The organism is Hydrogenophaga sp. GW101-3F08, from assembly GCF_059424585.1.
In genome coordinates this window covers 571035-597389 of sequence record NZ_JBWKZP010000002.1, presented here as the reverse complement: position 1 = coordinate 597389, position 26355 = coordinate 571035, and the positions used below count along the sequence as shown (strand labels likewise).

Here is a 26355-nt window from a genome sequence, read left to right as displayed (position 1 = left end):
GTCTCCTGTTGATCTTGACGCGTGGGGGAGAATAGCCAGGTGGCCATACCGCAAACCTTCATCCAGGAACTGCTCAACCGCGTCGACGTGGTCGACGTGGTGGGCCGCTACGTCCAGTTGAAGAAGGGCGGAGCCAACCTGATGGGGCTGTGCCCGTTCCACGGCGAAAAATCGCCGTCGTTCAGCGTCAGCCCGACCAAACAGTTCTACCACTGCTTCGGCTGCGGCGCCAACGGCAACGCGATCGGCTTCCTGATGGATCACGCCGGCATGAGCTTCATCGAAGCCGTGAAAGACCTCGCCCAGCAGACCGGCCTGCAGGTGCCCGAAGACGACGCCTCGCCGCAAGACCGCGAGCGCGCCGCGTTGCAGCGCCAGAAGCAGGTGACGCTGAACGACGTGCTGGAGAAGGCGGCACACGCCTACATGAAGCACCTGAAGGCCTCGCCGCGTGCCGTGAGTTACCTCAAAGGGCGCGGCCTCTCGGGCGAGATCGCCAAGACCTTCGGCCTGGGCTACGCGCCCGAAGGCTGGCGCAGCCTGGCCAGCGTGTTCCCGGACTACGCCGATGCGCTGCTGGTCGAGTCCGGCATGGTGATCGTGCACGAAGATGAAAAAGGCCAGGACGGTGAGGCCAAGCGCTACGACCGCTTTCGCGACCGCATCATGTTCCCGATCCGCAACGTCAAGGGCGAATACATCGGCTTTGGCGGACGCGTGCTCGACAAGGGTGAGCCCAAGTACCTGAATTCCCCCGAGACGCCGGTGTTCAGCAAAGGCCGCGAACTCTACGGCCTGTTCGAGGGCCGCACCGCCATCCGCGTGGCGGGCTACGCCCTGGTCACCGAGGGCTACATGGACGTGGTCGCCCTGGCCCAGCTCGGCTTTGCCAACGCCGTGGCCACGCTGGGCACGGCCTGCACCGCCGACCATGTGCAAAAGCTGTTCCGCTTCACCGACAGCGTGGTCTTCAGCTTCGACGGCGACGGCGCCGGCCGGCGCGCCGCGCGCAAGGCGCTCGACGCCGCCCTGCCCCTGGCCACCGACACGCGCAGCGTGAAGTTCCTGTTCCTGCCCGCCGAGCACGACCCCGACAGTTTCATCCGCGCCAACGGCGAAGAAGCCTTTGCCCAATGCGTGAAAGAGGCGGTGCCGCTCTCGCGCTTTCTGGTCGATGCCGCCAGCGCCGACTGCGACCTCACCACCGCCGAAGGCCGCGCGCGCATGGCCAGCCAGGCCCGCCCGCTGTGGAGCGCCCTGCCCGACGGAGCCCTGAAACGCCAGCTGATCACCGAACTGGCCAACGGCATCGGCATCGGCAGTTCCGACCTGCTGCAGCTCTGGCAACAAACCGGTGGAGGCGCCCGCGCCCAGCGCCCGGCGAACCATGAGCCATCGGCGTCCCCGGCGCACGGCTATGACGGCGGCAGCCACCCCCAGGACCACGGGGATCCCATGGGTGGCGGCTACGCCCCGTCCTACAGCCCATCGGGCGGCGGGGGCTATGGCGGCGGTGGCGGAAACAGCGGCTACGGCAAAGGCTCCTACGGCAACAAGGGGTATGGCAAATGGCGCAAGGGCCCTCCGCCGCCGCCGCGCATGCTCGGCCAGCGCCGCGCGGGCGGCAGCCGGGCCGACAGGGCCGTGGGCCTGTTGCTGGCCAATGCCCAGGCCTGGGACAGCCTCTCGGCCGACGACCACGCCCTGCTGGCCCACCTGCCGGTGCCGCACGGCCCTGTGTTCGCCTGGCTCGAAGCCCAGTTGCACGAGCACGGCCCCCAACCCTGGGCGGCCCTGCGCGAGGCCCTGCGCGGCAGCGAACACGAGGCTTTCGCCTGCACCGAGGTGGAACAGGCGACCATCGGCAACGACCCGGCCTCGGAAACGGCCGAGCTCGCCGACGTGATGGCCCGCCTGCGGCGCGACCGGCTGGAAGAACTCGCCCGCCAGATCGCCGAGCGCGTGGCCCGGGGAGACCCTGGCGCCATGGAGGATTACAAGCGCATCAGCGCCGAGCTGCAGGCCCTGAAAACCGGTTCAGCGGTATAATCCAAGGCTTTGCACCGCAAGCGCGACAGCAGCACCTCCGGCACCGGCCCGGCCCCCAAGCATCGGGGCTCGATGGATGCCTCTCCTGGCCACCTCAGCGACCCACCCAGGTCCTGACGGAACCCCGCAAGGACTGCACACCAAATGTTCGCCCCAACAGCTTGCAGGCCCACCCTTTCCGGCGAAAGGTGGGTGTAGTGCCCAACAAAATCACCGGGGTTGTCCGCAGGCTGCGGCTGTCTGGCGTTTTTTGTGAGTCCTGCCGGTTCTTTTCCTGACATTTTTTTTGAGGTCCTCATGCCTGCGAAGAAGTCCAGTACGTCCGCCGTGTCCAGCAAGAAACCCGTCCAGAAAGCCAGCGCCGCTGCGGTGACCCCCAAAGCGCCCCCGAAGAAAGCCCCTGTGACGACATCCAAGACCCCCACCCCGGCCGCGGCCAAAACCCCGGCCGCCAAGACGACCGCCCGCAAGGCCACCCCCGAAGCGCTCGACGACGAACTCGAAGGCAGCGTCAAGAAAAAGGCCGGTCGCCCCGCCAAGGCCGCGTCCGACAAACCCGCCGCCAAGCGTGGCCGCAAGCCCAAGGCCTCGTCGGTCAGCACTGGTGCCGATCTCGACGACGCCGACCTGAGCGACATTGAAGACGACCTGACCGGTGAAGTCGAAGCCGAGGTGGTGGACGCCTCCGCGCAGCCGACCGAAAAGGTCAAGCCGCTGCGCATGAAGATCAGCAAGGCCAAGGAGCGCGCGCTGATGAAGGAATTCGGCCTGGACGAAACCGTCCTGTCCGAAGAAGAAGCCAAGAACCGCCGAGAGCGCCTGAAGACCCTGATCAAGCTGGGCAAGACGCGCGGCTACCTCACGCACGGCGAAATCAACGACCACCTGCCCGACAAGCTGGTCGAGGCCGAGACGCTGGAGGTGGTGGTCTCGTTGCTCAACGACATGGGCGTGGCCGTCTACGAACAGACGCCCGACGCCGAAACCCTGCTGCTGAACAACACCGGCCCCACCGCCGCGACCGAAGAAGAAGCCGAAGAAGAAGCCGAAGCCGCGCTCTCCACGGTGGACTCGGAATTCGGCCGCACCACCGACCCGGTGCGCATGTACATGCGCGAAATGGGCACGGTCGAGCTGCTGACGCGCGAAGGTGAAATCGAGATCGCCAAGCGTATCGAAGGTGGTCTGAACGACATGATGGCCGCGATCTCCGAATCGCCCGCCACCATCGCCGACATCCTGGCCATGGCCGAGGAAATCCGCAACGGCAAGGTCGTGATCTCCACCGTGGTGGACGGTTTTGCCGACGCCAACGCGGCCGACGACTACGTGGCCGAAGAAGACTTCGACGACTACGACGAAGCCGATGACGACGACGGCAAGGGCGGCTCCAAGGCGCTCACCCGCAAGCTCGAAGAACTCAAGCGCGAAGCTCTCACCCGCTTCGACGCCATGCGCACGCTGTTCGAGAAGCTGCACAAGACCTACGACAAGGAAGGCTACGGCGGCCCGACCTACCTCAAGACGCAGGCAGCCATCACCGAGACGCTGATGTCGATCCGCTTCACCGCCAAGGCGATCGAAAAGCTGTGCAGCACCATGCGCAGCCAGGTCGACGACGTGCGCAAGAAGGAACGCGAACTGCGCCGCATCATCGTGGACAAGTGCGGCATGCCGCAGGAGAAGTTCATCGCCGACTTCCCGGCCAACCTGCTGAACCTGAAGTGGGTGGAGAAGCAGGCCGCCGCCGGCAAGCCCTGGAGCGTGGTGATGGCGCGCAACATCCCGCCCATCCAGGAACTGCAACAGGGCCTGATGACGATCCAGAGCAGCGTGGTCGTGCCGCTGGCGCACCTGAAGGACATCCACAAGCGGATGAACCAGGGCGAGTCCACCTCGCGCGACGCCAAGAAGGAAATGATCGAGGCCAACCTGCGCCTCGTGATCTCGATCGCGAAGAAGTACACCAACCGCGGCCTGCAATTCCTGGACCTGATCCAGGAAGGCAACATCGGTCTGATGAAGGCGGTGGACAAGTTCGAATACCGCCGTGGCTACAAGTTCTCGACCTACGCGACGTGGTGGATCCGCCAGGCCATCACGCGTTCGATCGCCGACCAGGCGCGCACCATCCGCATCCCGGTGCACATGATCGAGACGATCAACAAGATGAACCGCATCAGCCGCCAGCATCTGCAGGAGTTCGGTTTCGAACCCGATGCGTCGATCCTGGCCGAGAAGATGGAGATGCCGGAGGAGAAGATCCGCAAGATCATGAAGATCGCGAAAGAGCCGATCTCGATGGAAACCCCGATCGGTGACGACGACGATTCGCACCTGGGCGATTTCATCGAAGACCAGGCGAACACCGCGCCGATCGAGGCGGCGATGCAGGCCGGTCTGCGTGAGGTGGTGAAAGAGATTCTGGACAGCCTCACGCCGCGCGAAGCCAAGGTGCTGCGCATGCGTTTCGGCATCGAGATGTCCACCGACCACACGCTGGAAGAAGTGGGCAAGCAGTTTGACGTGACGCGCGAGCGCATCCGTCAGATCGAGTCGAAGGCGGTGCGCAAGCTCAAGCACCCCAGCCGTTCGGACAAGCTGCGCAGCTTCATCGACACGCTGTAATCGGCAGTCTTTCTGACGTGCCTGGAAAGGGAGCCTTTGGCTCCCTTTTTTTTCGTGCCAGCTGGGTTGGTGGGTTCGATGCAGTCGGGCGCTCTGCGCCGCTCATGTCCCCCGGCCGCCTCCTCCTTTACTTCGCTATGCAGAACACCCGACTGCATCGAACCGGACACGTTGCTGGCTCCCCCCCGCGGGCGCGCCCACCAACTGGCAGGCCGGGAGCGCCGGGTGCTTGGCGCAGCGAAGTAAAGGAGGAGGAACGGGCAAAGCCCGTTCCGGGGGACATGAGCGGAGTCAAGCGCCCGGTGCTCTCGGCCTCACCACAAAAGCAGGCAAGAACAAAAAAGGGAGCCAACGGCTCCCCCTTTCGCACAAAAACAGAAGACAAAGAATCAAACCGTCTCCAACGCCAACACCCCCGTGGCGGTGTTCGAAATCGGGATGTGGTAATTGCTGTGCACCTTGCGCACCCCCGCCCCGCCCACCGTCAGCGCCGCGCGCATCGCCACCCACATCAGCAACTCCACGCCCTGGGTTCCCGCCTTCTCCACGATCTCCAGATCGCTGAACTGCGTCACCCACTCCGGGTTGGTCTCCATGCTGTCGAGGAACTGCAGGTCGAATTTCTTGTTGATGAAGCCCGCGCGCTCCCCTTCGAGCTGGTGCGACAGACCGCCCGTGGCCATCACCGCCACGCGCTGGTTGCTGTCCCAGCTCTGGATCGCCTCACCCACCGCCTTGCCCAGTTTGTAGACCCGCTTGGCCGTGGGCAACGGGAACTGCACCGTGTTGATGTTGATCGGCACGATCTGCACCGGCGCCACCGCATCGTTCGGCCAGAACAGCTTCATCGGCAGACTGCAGGCGTGGTCCACCAGCATTTCCTGGCAGGTCACGATGTCGAACTCTTTCGCGATCAGCTGGTTGATGATGTGCCACGACAGCTCCGGGCAGCCGGCCATCGGCGGCAAGGTCGGGATGCCCCAGCCCTCGTCGGCGTTGCTGTAGCTGGCCGCCGCGCCCACCGCGAAGGTCGGCATCTTGTCCAGGAAGAAGTTCAGGCCGTGGTCGTTGTAGAACACCACGACCACGTCGGGTTTGACCTTGCCCAGCCAGTCGTGAATCGGCGGGAAGCCGTCGAAGAAGGGTTTCCAGTAGGGCTCGTTCTGCAGGCCCTTGTGGATAGCGCCGCCGATGGCGGGGATGTGCGATGTGGCCAGGCCACCGATGAGTTGTGCCATGTTCGTGTCTCCTGGTTCAGCACTGCTCGTTCGCCGCCACCAATTTGGCTTTGAACTGTTCTTTGGTCATGCCCGTCTGCTGCGCGCCGATGTCCTGCATGTCCAGGCCGAAGATGCCGGCGAACTTGGCCAGGTAGTAGGCGTTGCCGCCCGCGTCCAGCAAGGCCAGCACCTGCTTGGAGCGGATCGCGTCCGCTTGCTGCGGGCTCAGCCCGTACTTCGCCATGTAGGCCTCAGGGTCGGCCACAAAGGCTTCGCGGTTGGCTTTCTCGTTGAACGAGAAACACATCTTGTTCAGGGCGTAGCCCTTCTGGGCCATGCCGCCGTCAAAGGGCGTGGTGCCGGGGATTGTTTGGCTCACATTCGTCTCCTGCGTGGGTGGATTGACTTGTGTCAAGCCGCGAGTATTTCCAACCCATTGCCAAAGATAAACCGATGAATGATCATCAAACACATGAATGATTTCGATTGGTCAGACCTGGATGCCCGCCTGCTGCAACTGCTGGTGGCGGTGGTGGAGGCGGGCAGCATCACCGGCGCGGCGCAGTCGCTGGGCGTCACGCAGTCGGCCGTGAGCCACCAGCTCGACAAGCTGCGCGCCATCACCGGCGACGCGCTGTTCGTGAAAAGCGGGCGCGGCATCGTGGCCACGGCACGGGCGGGCGAGCTGGCCATGCAAGCGCGCGAACTGCTGCGCCAATTGCAGGGCTTTGCGCACACCGGGGCTTTCGACCCCGCGCGCTGGCAGACCACGATCACCATCGCCGCCAACGACTTCCAGCGCGACGTGCTGCTGCCCGCGCTCGCACAGGTGCTGCGCGCGCAGGCGCCCGGCGTGGCGCTGCGCGTGATCCCCTCGGACATCCCGAGCCTGGAGATGCTGCGCGACGGCGTCTGCGACATCGCCATCAGCCCGCGCCCACCCGAAGGCAGCGACATCGTGCAGAAGCGCATCTTCGAAGACCGGTACTGCGTCTACTTTGATGCGGCGGTGCGCGAGGCCCCGGCCACGCTGGCCGACTACACGGCCGCCGATCACATCACCGTGGTCTATGAACCCCGGCGCACGCTCTACCTGGACCGCACGCTCGCTGCCCAAGGCATCCACCGGCGCTTTGCCGTCATGGTGCCGGGCTTCTGCGGCCTGCCCACCTTCCTGCGCGGCAGCCCGCTGCTGGCCACGGCGCCGGCCCTGCTGCACGACAGCTTCATGCGCGAATTCGCCCGGGCCGAGGTGCCCACGCCCTGCCCCACGCTGCCGATGTACATGATCTGGCACCGGCGCCACCAGGACGACGCCGCCCACCGCTGGCTGCGCGAACGGCTCGACGCGCTGGCGCCGGGCGCGACGACCGGGGTGCCAAGCGTTGATCAGTTTTCCATGGCACCGGAGCGCCACCCCGACGCATGACGCAGGGGGGAGCACTTCACGCCGTCGGCGGGCGCTGCGCCTCGCGCCAGCGCTGCGGGCTCAAGCCCGTGCGGCGTTTGAAAAAGCGGGAGAAGTAGGCCGGGTCTTCAAAACCCAGCTCCAGCGCCAGGCTGGCCGCCGGCGCGGCGATGTAGACCAGCCGCCGGCAGGCCTCGCGCGTGAGGCGCTCGTGCACCAGCTCCAGCGCGCTGCGCCCGCTGCCCGCGCGCGCCAGGCGGTTGAGCCGCTGCGTGGACAACCCCAGGCGCGAGGCGTAGCGCTCCAGCGGCCAGTGCTCCAGAAAATGCTGTTCCACCAGCAGCAGGAAGCGCGTGAACAGCGCCTGGTGCTGGTGGGCGCGCTCGCCGCCCTCGCGGTGGCCCTGCTCGCTCGCGCGGGCCAGGCGCCAGACCACGGCCCGCGCCAGCCACTGCACCACCGGCGCGTCGGCCGAACCGGGCAAGGCGAACTCGGCGGCCAGCTCGCCGAGCTGCACGCTCAGGCGCTGGGCCTCGCCATCGTCTGGCGAAAAATGCAAGACCCCAGGCGCCGAGAACAGCGCTCGGAACGCCTCACCCACGGCCTGGAACTCGCCCTCCACCAGAAAACGCGCGCTGAGCGTGAGCACGCGGCCATCGGTTTCGGGCGCAAAAACAAAGCCGTGCACCACCCCCGGCGGCACCACGATGGCGGCCGGCCCGGCCACCGACGCGCGCCATTCGTCCAGCACCACCTCGGCCGAACCCCTCTGCAGCCAGAGGATCTGGTACAGCCCCTGGTGCACGTGGGGCTCGATCTCCCAGTGGTAGAGCCGGCTGCGCGATTCCACCGACTCGATGTGCAGCATGTCCTGGCCGGGTGCCGCCGCCTCGCCGTAAAGCGCAAAACGCGGGATGGCCGCTGGCTGGCCGCGTGAGGGCCGGGTGCGTGGCGGGGGTTGGCTGGTTTGCGGCATGGCGGAATACCCTGATCCAAAAGTACAAGAATTATCCCTGCTTAGTGCAGTGTCAATCGGAGCCGGTAGGCCTACAGTGCACCCCGGTTCCACCCACAGGAGACAAAAGCCATGAGCTTCCATTTCGACCCGTACTCGCCGGCCGTTGACGCTGACCCCTTCCCCTATTACAAGCATCTGCGCGACGAGGCACCCTGCTTCTGGAGCGAAGAAGCCCAGATGTGGGTCCTCTCGCGCTACGCCGACATCGTCTCCGCCGGCCAGGACTGGCAGACCTACTCCAGCGCCAGCGGCAACCTCATGACCGAGCTGCCCGGCCGCGCCGGCGCCACGCTCGGCAGCTCCGACCCACCGAAGCACGACCGCCTGCGTGGCCTGATCCAGCACGCGTTCATGAAGCGCAACCTGCTCGCGCTGGAGGAACCGATGCGCGACATCGCACGGCAGGTCTTTGGCCAGCTGAAAGAGGTGAAGCAGTTCGACTTCAAGGACGTCTCGTCGCAGTTCACCGTCAAGGTGCTGATGGCCGCGCTCGGCCTGCCCATGGGCGAAGAGGCCATCGTGGACGAGCAGATCGTGCGCGACAACGCCGTGCTGATGGTGCAGAGCGACGCCCGCACCCGCGCCAAGGGCCCGGAACACATTGCCGCCTACAACTGGATGCAGGACTACGCGAGCCAGGTGATCGCGATGCGCCGCGCCGAGCCGCGCAACGATCTGATCAGCAACTTCGCGCTGGCCGAGATCGACGGCGACCGGCTGGACGACCGCGAGGTGCTGCTGACCACCACCACGTTGATCATGGCCGGCGTCGAATCGCTCGGCGGCTTCATGATGATGTTCGCCTACAACCTCGCCACGTTTGACGAAGCCCGCAAGGCCGTGGTGGCCAACCCCGAGCTGCTGCCCGACGCGATCGAAGAAAGCCTGCGCTTCAACACCTCGGCCCAGCGTTTCCGCCGCCGCCTGATGAAAGACGTGACGATGCACGGCCAGACCATGAAGGAAGGCGATTTCGTCTGCCTGGCCTACGGCAGCGGCAACCGCGACGAGCGCCAGTACCCCAACCCCGACGTGTACGACATCGGCCGCAAGCCGCGCGGCCACCTCGGTTTTGGCGGCGGCGTGCACGCCTGCCTGGGCACGGCCATCGCGCGCCTGGCGGTGAAGATCGCCTTCGAGGAATTCCACAAAGTGGTGCCCGACTACCACCGTGTGGCCGACCAACTGCCCTGGATGCCCTCCAGCACTTTCCGCAGCCCGCTGGTGCTTGAGCTCAGCGCCGCTTAAGCCTGCGGCCCCACCATCGCGCTGCCCTCAACCGGGCAGCGCCTTTTGTTTTCTGGAGACACCATGGCAAACATCACCTTCGTCGAGGCCAACGGCCAGTCCACCACTCTCAACCTCACCGACGGCTGGAGCCTGATGCAGGGCGCCACCGCCAACGGCGTGGACGGCATCGTCGGCGAATGCGGCGGCTCCTGCGCCTGCGCCACCTGCCACTGCTACGTGGACGAGCTGCTGGCCGGTGTGCTGCCCGCGCCCTCGCAGGGCGAGCTCGACATGCTAGAGAACGTGGTCGCCGAGCGCCGCCCCAACAGCCGCCTGGCCTGCCAGATCAAGACCGGCCCCGCGCTGGAAGGCGGCGTGGTGCACCTGCCGGAATGCCAGGAATGAGCGCCGAAACCAGCGCGGCCGGCATCGTCATCGTCGGCGCGGGCCAGGCCGGCGTGATGACGGCCGAGGCCCTGCGCAGCGGCGGCTTTGAGGGCAGCATCACCCTGCTGGGCGACGAACCCCACGGCCCCTACCACCGCCCGCCGCTCTCCAAAGCCTGGATGGCCGGTGAGATGGACGCGGCCCAGCTGGTGATGCGCGCGCCCGAGATGCTGGCACGCAAGAACATCGGGCTGCGCACCGGCGTGAGCGTCAGAGCCATCGACCGCAGCGCCCAGACCGTGATCCTCGGCGACGGCAGCGCCCTGCCCTACACCGGCCTGGTGCTCGCCACCGGCAGCACGCCGCGCGCCCTGCCCCTGCCCGGCGGCGACGCGCCCGGTGTGCTGGCGCTGCGCACGCGCGACGACGCCAGCGCCATCGCCGACCGCCTGGCCGCCTGCATCGAACAGCAGCGCCCGGTGGTCGTCATCGGTGGCGGCTTCATCGGCCTCGAAGTGGCGGCCACCGCGCGCAAGAAAGGCCTGGCCGTCACCGTGCTCGAAGCCGCGCCGCGCCTGCTCGGCCGCGTGCTCGCGCCGGTGCTGTCCGACTGGTACGCCGAGCTGCACCGCGGCCACGGCGTGCAGCTGATGCTGGGTGCGCAGGTCGCCGCCATCGAAACCGCCGCCGACGGCGCGGTCAGCGGCGTGAGACTGGCCGACGGCAGCGTCGTGCCCGCGGGCCTGGTGGTGGTGGGCATCGGCGTCAGCGCCAACGACCAGTTGGCCCAAGCCGCCGGTCTCGAATGCGAGCGCGGCATCGTGGTCGACGCCTGCGGCCGCACCAGCGACCCCGCAATCGTGGCCGCCGGCGACTGCACCGCGCGCCGCCTGGCCGACGGCAGCCTGCTAAGGCTCGAATCGGTGCAGAACGCCACCGAACAAGGCAAGAGCGCCGCCGCCGCGCTGCTCGGGCAAGAGCGCCCCTTCACCGCCACGCCCTGGTTCTGGAGCGACCAGTACGACAAGAAGCTGCAGATGGCCGGCCTCTCCATGGGCGCGGACGCCTGGGCCGTGCGCGGCGACATGGCCGCCGGCACGTTCACCGTCTACCACTTCAAGGGCGACCGACTCATCGCCGCCGACAGCGTCAACGCCAGCAAAGACCACCTGCAGGTGCGCAAGCTGCTCGACGCCAGCGTCTCACCCACGCGCGAGCAGGCGGGCGATGTGGCGTTTGATTTGGCGGGTCTGCTGGTGAAGTGAGCGGCTGCGCGGGGCTCAGGCCTCACGCACCATCACGCGCCTTCACCACCAACTCGGCGAACCCGGTGGCGACATCCGGCTCACGCGTGAACGCCCATTCGGGCAGCAGGGCCAGCAACACCTCGGCCGTGGTGCGCACCCGGCAACCCGGCGCCACATGGCCGCCAAACACCTCGCCCGTGGCGGCCGCCACGGCCATGTGCAGGTGCGAATGGCCCCGCCCGGCATCGCCTATGCCCACCGTGCCACTCAGGCCCAGGATTTCCGAGTCCCCGCAGATGCACAGCGGCTCGTCCGCCCCAGCGAAACGGATGCGCGCATCCACCAAGCTGCCGACACCCGAGAGCACGAACGCAGCCTGGCAACCCTGGGCGCGCACGGCGGCTTCGAGCGCTTCGCGCAGGTCCTGGCCGGGGGTGAGGCGGATGGGGAGGGTTTTCATCACAGTGGTCCTGCAAACGCGTTTCGAACGAGCGGGTTCTTTCTACAGCTTGGCGATATCTGAAAACCGCCTGAGTACCAGACCGGCGCGAGTGCTCTGCGAAACGATCCCGGGCAACACGTTCGAAAAGTCGGGATTGTTCAACACCGCTTGAAAGGTCTGCGCAACGAAGTGGCGAACGTTGAATGGAGCGACGGCCAACTCTGCCACCAGTTCCTCGCGACCATCGACCACCGTGATGATGTCCTCCAGGTCGTGACTCAGATAAACGTCGTTGTTGCCGCGGTCCTTGAAGGCTTCCAGCTTGGTGGCAACGAAATACGGGGCTGACAGATGGCGCAACGACTGGCCCGAAGGCAGCGTCGCGATGTGGGCGGCCTCAAAACCAGGCTTGTACCAACGGTTCGCAAAGCCGAGCACCTTCTCATCCAGCGGCACCAAGTCCAGCTGCATGCTTTGCCAGAACCAGCGAAACGGCGGCGTGTTGTCGGCCATGGTCTGTTTGAATCCGCGCTTCATCAGTTGCTCCGCCAGCGCGTGATACCCGACCAAGGAGGCCACTTCCACAATCGCATCCACATCTTCTGTGGCGCGGGCGTCTGCCACCAACGGTTGGGTGATGAGCAAACCCGTTGCGCAGCCACCCACGAAAACCACCTGCTCGCACAACGGCCCCATGGCGTGCGCCATTCCCGAAAGCAGCTCGATGTTGGGGTCAGCCATACATGGGCCTCTCTTCGGGCTTGGGGCCGTCCGGATAGATCAACAGCGGTAGCCGCTTAAGCGCCATGCCCCGCTCCCGGGCGCGGCCTACGCGCAGGGCGTCAAACAGGGCCAACATTTCGTAGAGCTTGGCGTCTTGCATGGCTGCGAAGGGAGCGCTGGGGTGCAAAGGCTCCAGCCCTTGCCCGCGGGCCGTGCCATTGGGGTGCGGCCACACCCAGTCGTCAGACCCCGGCGCAAACACGCCCGCAAAAGCGGGCGCGCTGTGGCTCGTGGGCACGCCCACCGCCACCGGCAACCGGTCTGCCGCAAAGGCGTACTTCGCTCCGTGCACCGCGAACTCAGCGAGGTTGCGGCTGTGCACCCGCGCCGGGTTGTCGGCACTGCTGGCCGCTTCAGCCAGGGCTCGGCGCGGCCTGGCGCGCACCCGGTAAATGGCGGCAGCCTCCTGAACCCCCGACACCGCAGCCGGCGGCGGCACAAGCAACGCTGTATCCACCAGCAACCCAGCCTGCAGACCACGCTTCACCGCTGCATGCACTTCTGAAGCGCTCAACCCAAGCTCGTGCGCCAAGCGCGCATACGTCCAGCGCTGATCACCCCAAGCAACAAGCTTGAGGGCGACGAGGAAATCTTGGGGTTTGAGCTGCATTTTATTCTTCATTCGAAAATCAAGAACACAGAATATAAAACACCGTACCGATATTCACAAGCTGTCGCTTCCGTTTCATGCAGGTTTTCTAGATTTCTACGGAAAAATGAATGAAATCAACCGGTTACAACAATTGAATCCGATTCCACCAACGCGCCCAAAGCCGCCACCCCCACCGGCGCCTGCGGCAACCAAGGCAGCACAAACGTCCGCTTCGCCAGCCCGCCCGCGATCCGCTCGGTCTGCCGGATTTCCCCCGCCAGCCGAGCCTGCAGCAGCGGGTCGGTGGTGCCGGTGGCGGCGATGCTTTTGTTGATGACCCAGGCCCAGGGTTCGATCTGGGCGCGGCGCAGGTCGTCCTGCAGCGCGGCGGCCTGGCTGACCGGGGTGACTTCGGGCAGGGTGACGATGATCACGCGCGTCATGCTGGCGTCTTGCAGGCGCATGAGCGGCGTGATGATGTGCAGGCCTTTGGCGGCTGCCTGGCCTTCGTACTGCTGGGTCATCTGGCGGTGGTAGGCGCCGGTGGCGTCCATGAGCAGCAGGCTGTGGCCGGTGGGGGCGGTGTCGAGCACCACAAAGGCGCTGCGCGCTTCGTTGACCACGCGGCTGAAGGCGTGGAACACGGCGACTTCTTCGGTGCAGGGCGATTGCAGGTCTTCGAGCAGCAGAGCCTGGCCTTGTTGATCAAGCGCCTTGCCGCGCGTGGCCATGATCTTGGCGATGTAGGCGGCGGTCTCGGCCTTGGGGTCGATGCGGCCGACCTTGAGTCCTTCGAGGCTGCCGTTCAGCGCGTCGGCCACATGGGCCGCCGGGTCGGTGGTGGTGAGGTGCACGCTGTGGCCGCGCTGCACCAGGCCCACGGCGAGCGCGGCGGCGATGGTGGTTTTTCCCACGCCGCCTTTGCCCATGACCATGATGAGGCCGTGGCCGATGGCGGCGAGCTCGTCGGCCATGCGGGACAACGGCTCTGCGGGCAACACGAAACCTCGTTCGGGTTGAGCTTGTTGAAACCTTGCGAGCCCTTCGACAGGCTCAGGGCGAACGGGGTTGGTGGGTTCGCCGCCGGGCACAGCGCGACCGGGTTTTTTGTTGGCGACTGTTTCAACTCCGCCTTGCAGCAGCGCACGCAGCGCGGGCACACCCACGGTGTCGAAGGCGCGCAGTGGCACTTCGTCGCGTGGCAGGCGGGCCAGCGCGTCGGGCATCTCGTTCAGGGCCTGGCGGCCGAGGGCTTCGATGGCGTTGGCGATCGGGTCGTTGGCGCTGGTGGCGTGAAACACGCCGTTGACGGCCAGGCGCTGGTTGGCCAGACCGAGCTGGCGCAACTCTTCGGCGGTGCGCGCGGCTTCCCGCATGGGGCGCGGGTCGGGCCGGGTGACGAGCACCACGGTGGTGAGCGCGGGGTCGCTCAGGGCCTGCAGCGCGGCTTTGAAACGCGCTTCCTGCATCTTGAGGCCCGAGTGCGGGCCCAGGCACGAGGCGCCGCGGTCGTTGCCGGCGAGGAAGCCGGTCCAGGCCTTGGGCAGGCTCAAGAGGCGCAGGGTGTGGCCGGTGGGCGCGGTGTCGAAGACCACGTGGTCGTAACCCCCATCGATGCCCTCGCCCGCCAGCAGCGCGGCGAATTCGTCGAAGGCGGCGATCTCGGTGGTGCAGGCGCCCGAGAGCTGTTCGCGCACAGTGCTGCGTTCTTCGTCGCTGGCGTCGGCTTCGAGCTGTGCGAGCACGCGCTGGCGGTAGGCCTCGGCGGCGGTGTCGGGGTCGATGTTGAGCATCTGCAGCCCCGGCACGCCGGGCACGGGAACCGGCCGGTTGGACAGCGGCACGCCGAGCATTTCGTCCAGGTTCGACGCCGCGTCCGTGCTGACCAGCAGCACCCGCTGGCCCGCATCGGCCAGCACGATGGCGGTGGCGGTGGACAGCGAGGTCTTGCCCACGCCGCCCTTGCCGGTGAAAAACAGGAAGCGCGTGGGCGCGGTGGCGAAGCCGGGGAGCGTGGGGGTGTTCATGCCGCAGCATCGCATACCCCCGGCCCGCCGGCCATGACGTACAACAAGCCAGGGGAAGCTGCGGCGCCCACTCCACTTCAGTTTTCTATGGTGCCGGAGCGCCACCCGCGCCGTATGAAACGGCCCAACCCAGGGCACCGCCGGGCCGGCTTTGCCGGACGGCCAGTGCCGCCCCCCCTTGAGGGGGGTGACGCGAAGCGGCGCGGGGGGTGTTTCATCCTAGCGGGCGGGCTGCTTGGGCGAGCGCATGAAAGGCGACTCGACCCACATCTGCCAGTAGAACTGGATGGGACCGGTGATGCCGTTGACGTTGGTGCGGTAGGCCACGGGCTCGAAGAATTGCCCGAGGATGCCCACGGCCGCGTCGTCGACGATGCGCTGCTGCACTTTCTCGGCCGCGGCCTTGCGGTCGGCGGGCGTCATGGCCCGGGCGAAGGCGGCGCGCTGGGCTTCGAGCTCGGCGTCTTTGAGCCAGCCGAACCAGCCGGTCTCGGGATCGCCCGAGTAGGCGATGGTCGAGGGGTCAAGCAGGTCACCGGCGAGCCACCAGGTGTGAAACATGCTCCAGCCCCCGTCTTTCACCGGCCCGCGGTTCACGCGGCGCTGCGTGAGCTCGGCCCACGGCATGTTCTGCACCTGCACCGTCATGCCCATGGCGTGCAGCTTGCCAGCGGTGACCTGCGTGAGGGCCGAGATCACCGGGCTGTCCACCGGGTTGAGGATCACCACCGGTGTGCCGTCGTACTTGGCGTCCTGCAGGGCCTTGCGGGCCGCGTCCAGGCCGGGCGCTTTCATGGCGGCGCTGCCCGCGTCGTTGGACAACGGGGTGCCGCAGGGGAAGATGGAGTAGCAGGTGCGCCAGTACTTGGGGTCCCCCAGCGCGGCGAGCATGTAGTCCTCCTGCTGCATCACCATGAGGACCGCCCTGCGCACCGCCACGTTGTCAAACGGGGGCTGCAGCATGTTGAAGCGCGCCATGGCGATGTTGCCCAGCGGATCGGTGGAGTTCACCACGATCTTTTCCTGGCCTTCGAACCGGGGCAGCACCCGGGCCGGGGGCGACTCGATGTAGTCCACATCGCCGCGGATCAGCGCCTCGGCCATGTCCTCGGGCGTGTCGTGGTAGATCCACTCGATGCGGTCGGCCTGGCCGGCCTTGTTGCCCGCGGCCATCGACAGCGGCTCCGTGCGTGGCACGTAGTGCGTGTTCTTGAGATAGACCGTCTTGAAGAAGGGGTTCGACTGCGCCCAGCTGTAAAGATAAGGGCCAGACCCGACCTTGCTCTTGATCGGCTTGAAGGGGTCGGTTGCAGCGACCGCCTTGGGCATCATGAAAGGCACGTTGGCCGACACCTTCGCCAGCGTCTGCAGCACCTGGCCGTTGGGCTCGCGCAGTTTCAGGGTGAAGCTGCGGGCGTCCTGGGCGGTGAGGCTTTCGACATCGCGAAACAGCAGTTGCCCCGCGCCATCGCGCTTGCCCCAGCGCTGCAACGAGGCCACGCAGTCCTCGGCGGTCACGTCGGTGCCGTCGTGCCACTTCAGGCCTGCGCGCAGGGTGAAGGTCCAGGTCTTGTTGTCGGCCGAGACGGTCCACTGGTCCACCATCTGTGGCTGGGGCTCGAAGTTTTCGTCCATCGCGAACAGGGTGTCGTAGATCAGGTAGCCGTGGTTGCGCGTGATGTACGCGGTGGTCCACACCGGGTCATAGACCTTGAGTTCGGCGTGGGGCGCCACGCGCAGCACGTTGGCGCAGCCCGTCAGCACCAAAGGCACGGCCAGAACGGCCAGCGCCAATGCGGATCTTCTTTCCAACTTCATCTTCATGATGGCCTCCATCAGGGTTGACACAAAACAAAACCCTCCGAGCCGCCCACGTCCTCAACCCGGTGGGGCAGGATCAAAGGACAGCAGACGGAAGGTAAGAACCCCGGTCGCAAACTCGGCCTGGAGCTTCACAAACCCCCGCAGGGGTGCAAACCGACACGTGAGCCTGTGCGGCCCCGACGCATCGGGTGTCTGCAGCGTGCTCACCCACGCCAGCGTCGAACCGCTCACACCGGTGTCCACGATGACGGCGCAGGTGCAATTGACGACGGGAAACGGATGGGGCCGGTAAGGCGCCAGCAGCAGCGACCAGGGCCGCCACCAGCCGCCGCCGGGCACCACCGGTGCAACGTCGCTCCATTGGGTGCCCACGCGCACCGCATACGGGATGGAAACAGCCCCCATCGCCAGCAAGCGCAGCAGCGGCGCGCTCGCGTCGTCCAGTGCCATGACGCGCAGCGCATCGGGATCGAGGCCCAGCACCAGACGCCCCCCTTGCGGGCCCGCGTCCAGCACCTGCTCGCCCAGGCTGTCGATACGCACCTGGAGCTGCTGCATGCGGGCTGGCCCGGGATGGATCGCACGCGGGATGTCGCCCTCCACCTCGCTGGTCCACACCGCCGTGCCCGGGGCCATGCCGACCAGGGTGCCGTAGACCGCGGGATTGGCCTGGGCCTGGGCCAGGATCTCCCCCTCGGGGGGGACCGCCGAAGCGTGCCAGTGCGTCAGTGCACTGGCGGGCGCCTCGGCGGTGAAATAGTTGGCCAGCCGGAACGGGCGCGTGGCCGCACCGGGCTCGGGTGAACCCTGCAGATGCAGGTGCAGGTGCGGCACCGGTGAACGCCCGGAATTGCCCACCCGGCCGAGGTAGCTGCCGGTCTCGACCCGGGCCCCCGGCACCACCGCCACCGTGCCCAGCTGCAGGTGCGCGAGCATGGCCCAGCCACCAGCGTCCAGGCGGATCACCACATGGTTGCCCCACTTTTCGGCGTAGTTGCAGACGCCCAGCGGGTTGTCGGCCACACCGTCGTGCACCCGCTCGACCATGCCGGGCGCCGGTGCCGTGACGGCGGCCCCCCAGATCGAACCGGCCACTGCCTCGGCCGCGGGGGAACGCTGAAAGTCCAGCGCATGGCGGTACATGCCCATGTGGCTGGTGCGCCCGTCAAAGCCCTGGGCGATCTGCAGTTCACCGGCCACGGGCACGGCAAACAGCGGCACGGTGCGACCGTAGCGCGCGTGCCAGCAAGCTTCTTTCCACCAACGCTGTTCGGGCGGCTCGCCCGGCGTGGCGTTGCGCTCCACGATGGCCCGCTCGCCAGCGAGCGTGAGCGCGCCCATGCCCACCCAGATGGCCAGCGCCGAAGACATCGGCAGGTAGCTGGCGGCCGACCAGCCCAGCACGTACTGCAGCACCAGCCCGAAGAAGGCGGTGAGAGCGCCGGCCACGGCGGCCACCGGCAGGCTCAGCCGCCCCGGCAGGAAGATCACCGCGCCCAGCGCCATGCCGGCAATGAAATAGTTGTACGACAGCGGCAGCCAGACAAAACTCAGCCCCAGCCGCTGGAAGCCCAGCGACAGCACCACCCCCCCGATCCAGCCCGCCAACCCGGCCAGGAACATGGCGCGCGACCACATCACCACCGCGATGCACACCAGCACGCCGGCCACGGCATGCGGCGAGTACATGAGCGATGCCATGGAACGCAGGAAGCTGCCCAGCCAGCCCTGGGCATCGGTCGGCACCGGCCAGACCGGCAGGGTGTAAGCCGCGCGCACGGTGCAATCCGGGCAGACACTGAACAACATCGCCGCGACCAGGCAATAGCCCCAGAGCAGCACGGGCAGGAAGCTGCGCGCCAGCATGCGCATGAGGGCCGCGGTCACCAGCGCCGCGGCGATCGCCGCGGCAGCGGCCAGCACCAGTTGCTGCGCCCAGGGCATGCCCGTGGGGCTGCTCATCCAGCCCGAGACCACCGCCGTCAGCAGCGCATTGGCCTTGATGCCACCCCCCAGACCCGGCGCGTCCTGGATGCGCAGGACCCACTGGACCAGCACGCCCGACAGCAGACCGCACAGCGCGAACAAGGCCAGCGCCGGACTGCTCAGCAACGCGCCCCAGAGCAGCAGCCCCAGCCAGGGCCGCCCGATGAAAAAGACGCTGCCCAGCGCCTGCCCGAAGGCCTCGACCCAGCCCCGCACCGACGCACGCAGGGCCCGCAACGTGGCGCCTGTCGGTGCGGCGGCTTCGGCGTGCACGGCGATGGGGGGCGATTGGGCTGTGTTCACAGGGCTACCCTTCGTGCTGCGCATTGCGGGGCTGAGCGCCTTCGGAACGGCCGGGGGTTGACACAGGGTGTCTCATGGGTGCACCAGGTGAGCGGGCATGCGCTCGGGGCCGTCCACGTCGTGCAGCACCTCGCGCGCCCGGATGAGCTCGGGCTTGCCATCCATGCCGATGAGCACCACCGCCGGGCGGTAGTCGATGAACTGCATGGCCTGCGACACGTTGTAGGCCCCCACCGGGCGCATGGTGAGGATGTCACCCACCTTCAGCGGCGGCAGATCGATGCTGTAGCGAAGCACGTCGATCACCATGCACAGGGGGCCGTACAGACGCGACGGCGCTGGCGGCGCCTCGATGGTGCGCGAGGGCAGCACGTCCATCTGGTACCAGGCCGCGGTGTAAAGCAGGTTGATGCCGGCGTCCATGACGTAGCTGGTCTGGGTGGCCTCGCCCACGAGCAGCTGTTCCTTGTAGTCGCGCAGACCGGCCTGCTCGGTCATGGGGTGCCGGATGCCCTTGATGGTCACCACCGAGGTGAGCAGATAACCGGCCTCGTCCACCAGGTGGCGCCCGCTCTCGAAGCGCAGTTGGGGCCGCTGTTCGGGGGGCAGGTGGTTGAGCACCTCGGTGATCGCCTCGGCGTAGGCGTCGATGGGCGGCACGACCCGTTCGGCGGGTCCGGTCATGCCGTGCAGCAGGCTGTTCGAGGGGAAGCCCCCTCCCAGGTTGATGCAGGGCACCCAGTGCTGCTGGGCGGCATGGAGCTGCTCGCGCAGGGCCAGCAGTTTGGTGACGGCCACGCGGTAGGCATCGGGATCGAGGATGTAGGTGCCGATGTGCGTGTGCAGCGTGTGCAACGAGAGCTTCAGGTTCGCCTGGATGCGGTGGGCCGCGCGCGCCGCTTCGCCGTTTTCCACCGCGAAGCCGAATTTCGTCCAGATCGGGCGGATGCCGGCATCGAGCCAGACGCGGATGCCCACCTCCAGCGGTTCATCGAGATCCCGGGTCAGGGCCTCGATGAGGCCGAGCTCGTCCCAGTTGTCGATCTGGATCAGCGCCCGCTCTCGAATGGCCTGCTCCAGGATCGCACGCGGCTTGAACGGCCCGTTGAACACGATGTCCTTGCCCTTGATGCCCAGCTTGCGGGCCTTCTGGTATTCAAAGTCCGACACCACCTCGGCCATCCAGCCTTCCTCGTGAAACACCTGGCAGATGGCCGAGAGGTAGTTGGTCTTGTAGGACCAGGCGAAACGCGTGTTCTCGTAGCGGCTGGTGAAGGCGGCCCGGAAGTGGCGCGCCTTTTCACGCAGGTCGTGCTCGGAGAACACGAACAGCGGCGAGCCGAACTGCTGCACCAGCGCAGCCACGGGGAGGCCGTCGATCTCGAACAGGGTGGGCGTGCGCGTGCCGCGTGCGTAGAGGTTGCGGTCGGCGGCAGCATCCAGCGCGTGCCGCCCCAGCTCGGCGCTGATGGTGGGCGGGAGGTAGTCGTTGTTCATGTTCATGGTGTGAGCTGCTCTGGTTTCTGAAGGGGCCGGAAGATGCGCTCTCCGCTGCTGGCCATGGCCGCAAAGTCGGCGAAATCCCCCACGAGATCCACGCTGTGGCGCACGAACATCTGGCCGGGTTTGCAGGCCGGTGGGGGCTTGACGTCGTGCCCGAGCAGTCGCTCGAACAGCAGCGCGGGCAGGTTGCACCCGATCTGCGAGGGGAAGTCGATCCAGGCCGGAAAGCGCGGGTTGATCTCCATCAGCGCGTGCGGGCGACCGGGCACCTTGATGAACTCGAGTTCGAAGGGGCCGTTCCAGCGCAGCGCACGGATGATTTTTTCGGACAGCGCATCCATGGCCGGGTCCGAGACGACGATGCCGGCGAAACCTTTGCCATGCGCGGTGCGCAGGAGCTTGCGGATGGAACAGCTCTGCACGATGCCGCCCTCGCCATCGCCCACGCCCGCCACGTCGTACTCCTCACCCACGAGGACTTCCTGCACCACCACGGGCCAGCCCCAGGCCCGCACGATCTCGTCGTACCCGGCCACCAGCCCCTCGCGCGAGTGAACCAGCTCGGCGTGGTAGAGCCAGCCCTTCACATAGACCGGATAGCCGGCCTCGGCCGCACAACGCTCCACCGCCAGCGGATCGTGGGCAACGAGGGTGAGCGGACTCGGGATGCCGTGGCGCAGACAGAAACCGTAGAGCGAGGCCTTGTGCCGATCCTCGAACGAGCGCCGGGTGGGCAGAACGCAGCGGATGCCGCGCTCCTTCAGCGGCTCTTCGAGCTGCAGGAAGTTGTCAATTTCAGAGTCGAGACAGGGAATGATGTGGCCGATGTCTTCGCTCTGGCGGATCATGTCCAGCCGGTCGAGCAAGGCCTGCGCGCCCGCACCGGGGAACGGGATCAGGTAGGCCGCATCGGGGTGATCGTCCCCCTGCCCGTACAGGCTGCTCTCCAGCGGATCGTAGGAAAGGCCGACCGTGCGCAGCCCGGGAAACTGGCGGCGCAGACTGGCCACCACGGAAGCCCCGGGCTGGGGGCTCTCGCCACGGTGCATGCCGGTGACCGCCACGCTGCGCTGGGCGGCGGTCATGGAAGTCCCCTCCGTGCTGCGCACTTCGGGGCTGAGCGCCTTCGGAACGGCCGGGCGGCGCTCATACCCCGGCCTCCTGGGTCCGCTGTGGTGGCGGGTCCAGCAACCCCATGGAGGCCATCTGATTGAGCAGCAACTCGACGTCGCGCGTGGCGCTCGCCGGGTCGATGCCGTAGCGCTGCCGCAAAAGCCCGGGAAACTGGTGGGTCCGCACACCCCGTTCATGGGCCCGCAACACGAAATGGGCCGCCGGTGTGAGCCGGTAGAACAGGCCCGACACCGTGTCAAGCACGAATTCTTCGCCGAAGAACCGCAGCCGCCCCGAACCCTTTGGCAGGGCCTGATCGGGGTCCAAGGCCTCTGCGCCTGGCCTGTTCGTCTCGTTCATGAAGGCTCCTTTTGATTCGGTCCACCCCATGCCCACCCATGTTCGTACCTGAGTACGAAATGACTGGCCATCTTCAGGTTACCGAGCCTAAGTGCCTACACAGTTTAATGAAAATGGTTACAGATTTGTAGCCAAAAATCACACGAAAGGTTGCTTTTTCACGTGTTTTGACCTTGGGCGATGGGGGTCGTGGCGGCAAGCCAGGCGCGCCGTTCGCGCGGGAATGAGCGCCTTTGGCCGGTTGCACCCTCAAGTGCCAAGGGGCGCATCCGAAAATTCAGGCCTTGGATCGGCCCATGACGGGGCGCCCGACAACGCAACGCCATAGGGTTGAACGATTTGAAGCACACAAGCGGTCTCGCCAAACGCGCCCTGCCATGCTGGCTGCCACGGTGGCTGGGCAAACTGGCCATCGGCCTGCTATTGGCCCACTCGGCGCATGCCAGCGAACGGGTGACGTTCGAGGCCACACAGGGCCACAGCGCGAACAAGGTCACCCTGCGGGCCGAACTCTCACGGCCCGAAGGCGACGGCCCCTTTCCGGCCGTGGTGCTGATGCACGGCTGCGGTGGCTGGCAAGCGCCGGTTCGCTACACCATGAACCGCTACGCCGAACATCTGGTGAGCAAGGGCTTCGTGGTGCTCAACCTCGACAGCTTCGGCCCCCGCAACCAGGGCGGCGGCAAGATGTGCGAGAGCATCGATCGGCTGACGGAAGCACTCGACTACCGCACCTACGACGCCCACGACGCGCTGCGCTACCTGCAGGCACAACCCTTTGTCGACCGTGGCAGCGTGTTCCTCATGGGCCAGAGCAACGGCGGCGCCGTGGCGATCAAGGTGGCCAAAGGCGATGGCCCGCATGGCCAGACCGGCGCCACCGACGGCTTTCGCGGGGTGGTGGCCTTCTACCCCTGGTGTGGCGCCTTCGAGCGCCGCTCCGTGCAACTGAAGGCTCCGCTGCTGGTGTTCGGCGGCGGCCAGGACGACTGGGTGCCCGCCAGCGAATGCGAAGGCGTGCGCTCCACCGGTGCGGACCTGCAGCTGATCATCTACCCCGAAGCGGCCCATTCCTTCGACCTGGACATCGTGCCCCAGCGCTACCTGGGCAAGCTGGTGGGCCGCAACCCCCAGGCCGCCGACGACAGCCGCGATCGCATGCTCGCGTTCTTCGAGGGGCTCAGCCGCCGCCCGGGCCGCGAGGGCGAGCGCCTGGCCCAGAAGTAAGCCGCCGGCCCTCAGCGCGGCGGCAAGGACACCACCACCGACAACCCGGGCCGCGCGTTGCGCACGGCGAAGGTGCCGCCGTGTGCCTGGGCCACCAGCCTGCACAGGTACAGACCCAGGCCCACGCCGCCCTGCGCGCGGGTGCGGGCGGTGTCGGGGCGGAAGAAGGGTTCGGCCAGGTGGGGAATCTGCTCGTCGGGCACGCCAGGGCCGTGGTCGCGCACCTCGATCTGGATGCCTTCGCCCTCGGCGCGCAGGTACAGCTCGGGCGGCAGCGGCGCTTCGGCGCTGTGGCGCAGGGCGTTGTCGAGCAGGTTGCGCAGCAGCAGGCGCATGCGCGCGGGGTCCAGCGCCAGCGTGGGCAGGCCGGGCGTGGCGTGCACGGCGATGTGGGCCGCCTCGGGGTGGCGGGCCTGCAGCTCGCCGATGACTTCGCGCGCCAGCGCCTCCAGCGCCACCGGCTCGGTCTGCAGGGCGGCGTGGTTGGCGGCCAGGCGTTCGCTCTCCAGCAGGTCGGTGATGAGGCGGGCCATTTCCTGCAAGTCGCGCAGCAGGGCTTCGCGTTGCGGGTTCACCTCGGCGGTTTCGGGCAGCAGCTCGGTGTTGAGCCGGGCGCGGGTGAGCGGGCTGCGCAGCTCGTGGCTGATGGCGAGCAGCAGCGCGCGCTTGGCGTCGAGCATCTGGCGGATGTCCTGCCCCATGGTGTTGATGGTGGTGGCGAGCTGGCCGAGTTCGTCGGGCTTGCGCGGGTGGCGCACGGGGATGGGCTGGCCGAAATCGCCGGCGCCAAAGCGCTGCGCGCCGGCCTGGATGTCGTCGAGCGGGCGCAGCAGGCGCCGCACGTACAGGAAGGCCAGCAGGGTGAGCAGCAGCAGCGCGCTCAAGGTATAGCCCAGCAGACGCGGGCGGCGCTCGAAGGCCGCGTCGTTGAGGCCGAACTCGATGGTGTGGCCGTCGGCCGTGGTGCGCGAGAGCAGGCGCTGCCAGTCGCTCTCGCCACCCCAGCGCTCGCCGTTCCGCTCACCGGTGCCGGCCTGGCGCTCGATTCCCGGGTGGTCGCGCAGCCAGTCGGGCTTGCCCTGATCGGGGTGCGAGCGCCAGCGAATGCGCGGGCCGGTGATGTCGATGGTAAGCGGCAGGCGCCGGGTGATGGCCTGCGCGCGCTCGATGTCGGGCGCGCCGCCGACGGTGGCGTCGGCGGCGAGGCGGTCCACGTAGTCCATGAGCAGTGGGCGCGCGGCCTCGCGCCAGCCGAGCGAAAACGCTTTCTGCGCACCGCCGACGAAAGTGAAGGCCATGGCCAGCGCGAGCAGCACGAACACCAGCACCAGCCGCAGCTTGATGGAGTGGCTCAGGCGCTGGCGCGCGCGGCGGTGCCAGGGCTTGCGCGCGTGGGGGGCGGTCGCAGCGCACGCGTGGGGCGTGGCCCGGTGTTTCATGGCGTGAGGCGGCGCAGCGCGAGCGAGTAGCCGGCGTTGCGCAGGGTCTTGATGCAGTCCAGCGGCTCCAGCTTCTTGCGCAGGCGGCTCACCACGATGTCCACCGCGCGGGTGTAGAGCTCGGCCTCGTGGCCGCGCAGCTGGTTCAGGATGTCGTCGCGGCTGTGCACGCGGCCCGGCTCGCGCGCCAGCAGCATCAGCAGCTCGAATTCGGTGCCGGTGAGCTCCACCGGCTCGCCCTGGCGGGTGACGCTGCGGCGCGCGGGGTCGAGCGTGAGGCCTTCGAAGCGCAGCTCGCCCTGCGCCGCGTCGGCCGCGGCGGGCGACTGCGGCGCCAGGCTGGCGCGGCGGCGGCGCAGCACCGTCTGCAGGCGCGCCACCAGCTCACGCGGCTCGAAGGGTTTGGGCAGGTAGTCGTCGGCCCCGATCTCCAGGCCGACCACGCGGTCCATCACGTCACCGCGCGCGGTGAGCATGACGATGGGGATGTCGCTCTCCTTGCGGATGGTGCGGCAGAGTTCGAAGCCGTCCATCTCGGGCAGCATCACGTCGAGGATGGCGGCGTCGAACCCGCCCGCGCGCAGCCGCTGCAAACCCTCGCTGGGCCGCAGGGCATGGGTCAGCGAGAGTTCGAAACGCTGGAAATACGTGGCCAGCGGCGGGCCCAGCTGTTCGTCGTCGTCGATGAGCAAAACGCGGTGCATGCGCGATTCTTACATTGCCACCGCGCCCAGCGTCTGGTGGCGCACGATGAGGCGGCGCAAGCGCTGCTGCACCGGCGCGCCCAGTGCGTCGAAGCGGTCGGCCGCCGACAGCAGGGCCGGCAGCACCGGCACCGCCTCGCCGGGCTGGCGCTGCGAGAGCCGGGCCCACAGGCCCAGCGCGTGCTCGCGGTCGAAGCGCGGGCCCCACACCATGGCCAGCAGCTCGGCGTGGGGGTCTTCGGCCCCGGCCAGCAAGACCGGGGCGAAGACCCGGCTCTGCTGGGCCAGGTGGTGGATGGGTTCGAGGCGGGGTGACATGGCCGTCATCCCGCGCTCAACCCCGGCCCCACCAGCCGCGGCGCTGCTCCAGGCGCTCGCGCACCTGCTTCTGCTGCTCGGGGTTGAGGCTGTCGTAGAAGTCGGCCAACGCGGCGATCACTTTCGGGCCATTGCCCTGCACGGCCTGCGTCTTCTGATCCAGCAGCGCCTGGGCACGGGCGCGGTCGAACTTGTCGCCGGCGACCAGGGCCTTGAAGTCGGCGCGCGGGTCGGTGCCCTGGCCACGCAAGGCGGTGCGCTGGGCAATGATCTCGTCGGCCAGCACACCCAGCTTCTGTTTCTGGGCCTCGTTGAGTTCGAGCTTGCTGCTGATTTTGTCAACCACCTTGCCGCGCACTTCGGTCACCCGCTCGGGGCTCCAGTCGCCGCCGTGGTGGTGGCCGCGCGATCCGCAGGCCGTGAGGCCGCCGACGAGGATGGTCGCGCCGAAGACGCCGACGAGGGTTTTCTTGATCCAGGGTTTCATGACGGTGGGTCCTTTCAGAACCTTGTTGAACATGTCCGTCATGGTGCCGGCCGAGGGCTC

General features: G+C 67.4%; 23 protein-coding genes. 7 read left to right on the top strand and 16 right to left on the bottom strand.

Annotated features, from left to right (window positions below):
* The first annotated feature begins 39 nt into the window (after positions 1-39).
* On the top strand, positions 40-2049 hold the full coding sequence (gene dnaG / locus AC07YZ_RS08425; RefSeq protein WP_494794425.1) for a DNA primase: 2010 nt from the start codon (positions 40-42) through the stop codon (positions 2047-2049).
* Positions 2050-2346: 297 nt separating this feature from the next.
* Positions 2347-4677, top strand: coding sequence for an RNA polymerase sigma factor RpoD (rpoD, locus tag AC07YZ_RS08420; protein ID WP_494794424.1), 2331 nt, complete (start codon positions 2347-2349; stop codon positions 4675-4677).
* 389 nt (positions 4678-5066) lie between these two features.
* On the opposite strand, the gene AC07YZ_RS08415 is transcribed toward rpoD, so the two are convergent.
* Positions 5067-5915 (bottom strand): class III extradiol dioxygenase family protein, encoded by an 849-nt coding sequence (locus AC07YZ_RS08415; protein WP_494794423.1) that lies wholly within the window; start codon positions 5913-5915, stop codon positions 5067-5069.
* A gap of 16 nt (positions 5916-5931) precedes the next feature.
* Positions 5932-6276, bottom strand: coding sequence for a protocatechuate 4,5-dioxygenase subunit alpha (locus tag AC07YZ_RS08410; protein ID WP_494794422.1), 345 nt, complete (start codon positions 6274-6276; stop codon positions 5932-5934).
* Positions 6277-6369: 93 nt separating this feature from the next.
* Between AC07YZ_RS08410 and AC07YZ_RS08405 the strand changes: the two genes are divergently transcribed.
* Positions 6370-7326, top strand: coding sequence for a LysR family transcriptional regulator (locus AC07YZ_RS08405; protein WP_494794421.1), 957 nt, complete (start codon positions 6370-6372; stop codon positions 7324-7326).
* A gap of 16 nt (positions 7327-7342) precedes the next feature.
* On the opposite strand, the gene AC07YZ_RS08400 is transcribed toward AC07YZ_RS08405, so the two are convergent.
* On the bottom strand, positions 7343-8281 hold the full coding sequence (locus AC07YZ_RS08400; RefSeq protein ID WP_494794420.1) for a helix-turn-helix domain-containing protein: 939 nt from the start codon (positions 8279-8281) through the stop codon (positions 7343-7345).
* A gap of 111 nt (positions 8282-8392) precedes the next feature.
* On the opposite strand from AC07YZ_RS08400, the gene AC07YZ_RS08395 reads away from it, so the two are divergent.
* From AC07YZ_RS08395 to AC07YZ_RS08385, 3 genes are all read left to right on the top strand, one after another.
* Positions 8393-9571 (top strand): cytochrome P450, encoded by a 1179-nt coding sequence (locus tag AC07YZ_RS08395; RefSeq protein WP_494794419.1) that lies wholly within the window; start codon positions 8393-8395, stop codon positions 9569-9571.
* Positions 9572-9634: 63 nt separating this feature from the next.
* Entirely contained in the window at positions 9635-9958 is a 324-nt protein-coding gene (locus AC07YZ_RS08390; RefSeq protein WP_494794418.1) for a 2Fe-2S iron-sulfur cluster-binding protein, read from the top strand.
* The gene (locus tag AC07YZ_RS08385; RefSeq protein ID WP_494794417.1) at positions 9955-11205 is read left to right on the top strand and encodes an NAD(P)/FAD-dependent oxidoreductase; all 1251 of its coding nucleotides are present in this window, start codon (positions 9955-9957) and stop codon (positions 11203-11205) included. The genes AC07YZ_RS08390 and AC07YZ_RS08385 overlap by 4 nt, the downstream gene beginning before the upstream one ends.
* A 22-nt stretch (positions 11206-11227) precedes the next feature.
* Here the strand turns inward: AC07YZ_RS08385 and AC07YZ_RS08380 are convergent, their stop codons facing one another.
* The 9 genes from AC07YZ_RS08380 to AC07YZ_RS08340 all read right to left on the bottom strand — a co-directional run bounded on the left by AC07YZ_RS08380 (position 11228) and on the right by AC07YZ_RS08340 (position 22120).
* Complete coding sequence (locus AC07YZ_RS08380; RefSeq protein WP_494794416.1) at positions 11228-11647, bottom strand: PPC domain-containing DNA-binding protein; 420 nt, start codon at positions 11645-11647, stop codon at positions 11228-11230.
* A 42-nt stretch (positions 11648-11689) separates the two neighbouring features.
* Complete coding sequence (locus AC07YZ_RS08375) at positions 11690-12370, bottom strand: hypothetical protein (protein ID WP_494794415.1); 681 nt, start codon at positions 12368-12370, stop codon at positions 11690-11692.
* Positions 12363-13022 (bottom strand): hypothetical protein, encoded by a 660-nt coding sequence (locus AC07YZ_RS08370; RefSeq protein WP_494794414.1) that lies wholly within the window; start codon positions 13020-13022, stop codon positions 12363-12365. The genes AC07YZ_RS08375 and AC07YZ_RS08370 overlap by 8 nt, the downstream gene beginning before the upstream one ends.
* Positions 13023-13138: 116 nt before the next feature.
* Positions 13139-15031 carry a TRC40/GET3/ArsA family transport-energizing ATPase gene (locus tag AC07YZ_RS08365; RefSeq protein WP_494794413.1) on the bottom strand — a complete coding sequence of 631 codons (1893 nt, stop codon included), beginning with the start codon at positions 15029-15031 and terminating at the stop codon, positions 13139-13141.
* A 219-nt stretch (positions 15032-15250) separates the two neighbouring features.
* Positions 15251-16855: an ABC transporter substrate-binding protein gene (locus AC07YZ_RS08360; RefSeq protein ID WP_494794412.1), complete on the bottom strand. Its 1605-nt coding sequence runs from the start codon at positions 16853-16855 to the stop codon at positions 15251-15253.
* Between the two features lie 54 nt (positions 16856-16909).
* Entirely contained in the window at positions 16910-19144 is a 2235-nt protein-coding gene (locus tag AC07YZ_RS08355) for an urea transporter (protein ID WP_494794411.1), read from the bottom strand.
* 72 nt (positions 19145-19216) lie between these two features.
* Entirely contained in the window at positions 19217-20647 is a 1431-nt protein-coding gene (locus AC07YZ_RS08350) for a type III PLP-dependent enzyme domain-containing protein (RefSeq protein WP_226493635.1), read from the bottom strand.
* Positions 20644-21732, bottom strand: coding sequence for an ATP-grasp domain-containing protein (locus AC07YZ_RS08345; RefSeq protein ID WP_494794410.1), 1089 nt, complete (start codon positions 21730-21732; stop codon positions 20644-20646). The genes AC07YZ_RS08350 and AC07YZ_RS08345 overlap by 4 nt, the downstream gene beginning before the upstream one ends.
* A gap of 61 nt (positions 21733-21793) precedes the next feature.
* Complete coding sequence (locus AC07YZ_RS08340) at positions 21794-22120, bottom strand: PqqD family protein (protein WP_494794409.1); 327 nt, start codon at positions 22118-22120, stop codon at positions 21794-21796.
* A 339-nt stretch (positions 22121-22459) separates the two neighbouring features.
* Between AC07YZ_RS08340 and AC07YZ_RS08335 the strand changes: the two genes are divergently transcribed.
* Positions 22460-23347: a dienelactone hydrolase family protein gene (locus tag AC07YZ_RS08335; RefSeq protein WP_494794408.1), complete on the top strand. Its 888-nt coding sequence runs from the start codon at positions 22460-22462 to the stop codon at positions 23345-23347.
* Between the two features lie 11 nt (positions 23348-23358).
* Here AC07YZ_RS08335 and AC07YZ_RS08330 read toward each other — a convergent pair whose 3' ends face one another.
* From AC07YZ_RS08330 to AC07YZ_RS08315, 4 genes are read right to left on the bottom strand one after another with little or no spacing between them, the layout of a single operon-like run.
* Complete coding sequence (locus tag AC07YZ_RS08330) at positions 23359-24786, bottom strand: HAMP domain-containing sensor histidine kinase (RefSeq protein ID WP_494794407.1); 1428 nt, start codon at positions 24784-24786, stop codon at positions 23359-23361.
* A complete protein-coding gene (locus AC07YZ_RS08325; protein ID WP_494794406.1) occupies positions 24783-25490 on the bottom strand; it encodes a response regulator transcription factor in 708 nt (235 codons plus the stop codon). The genes AC07YZ_RS08330 and AC07YZ_RS08325 overlap by 4 nt, the downstream gene beginning before the upstream one ends.
* A 9-nt stretch (positions 25491-25499) precedes the next feature.
* Complete coding sequence (locus tag AC07YZ_RS08320) at positions 25500-25808, bottom strand: hypothetical protein (RefSeq protein WP_494794405.1); 309 nt, start codon at positions 25806-25808, stop codon at positions 25500-25502.
* 16 nt (positions 25809-25824) lie between these two features.
* Positions 25825-26295, bottom strand: coding sequence for a Spy/CpxP family protein refolding chaperone (locus AC07YZ_RS08315; RefSeq protein ID WP_226493642.1), 471 nt, complete (start codon positions 26293-26295; stop codon positions 25825-25827).
* Positions 26296-26355: the final 60 nt, after the last annotated feature.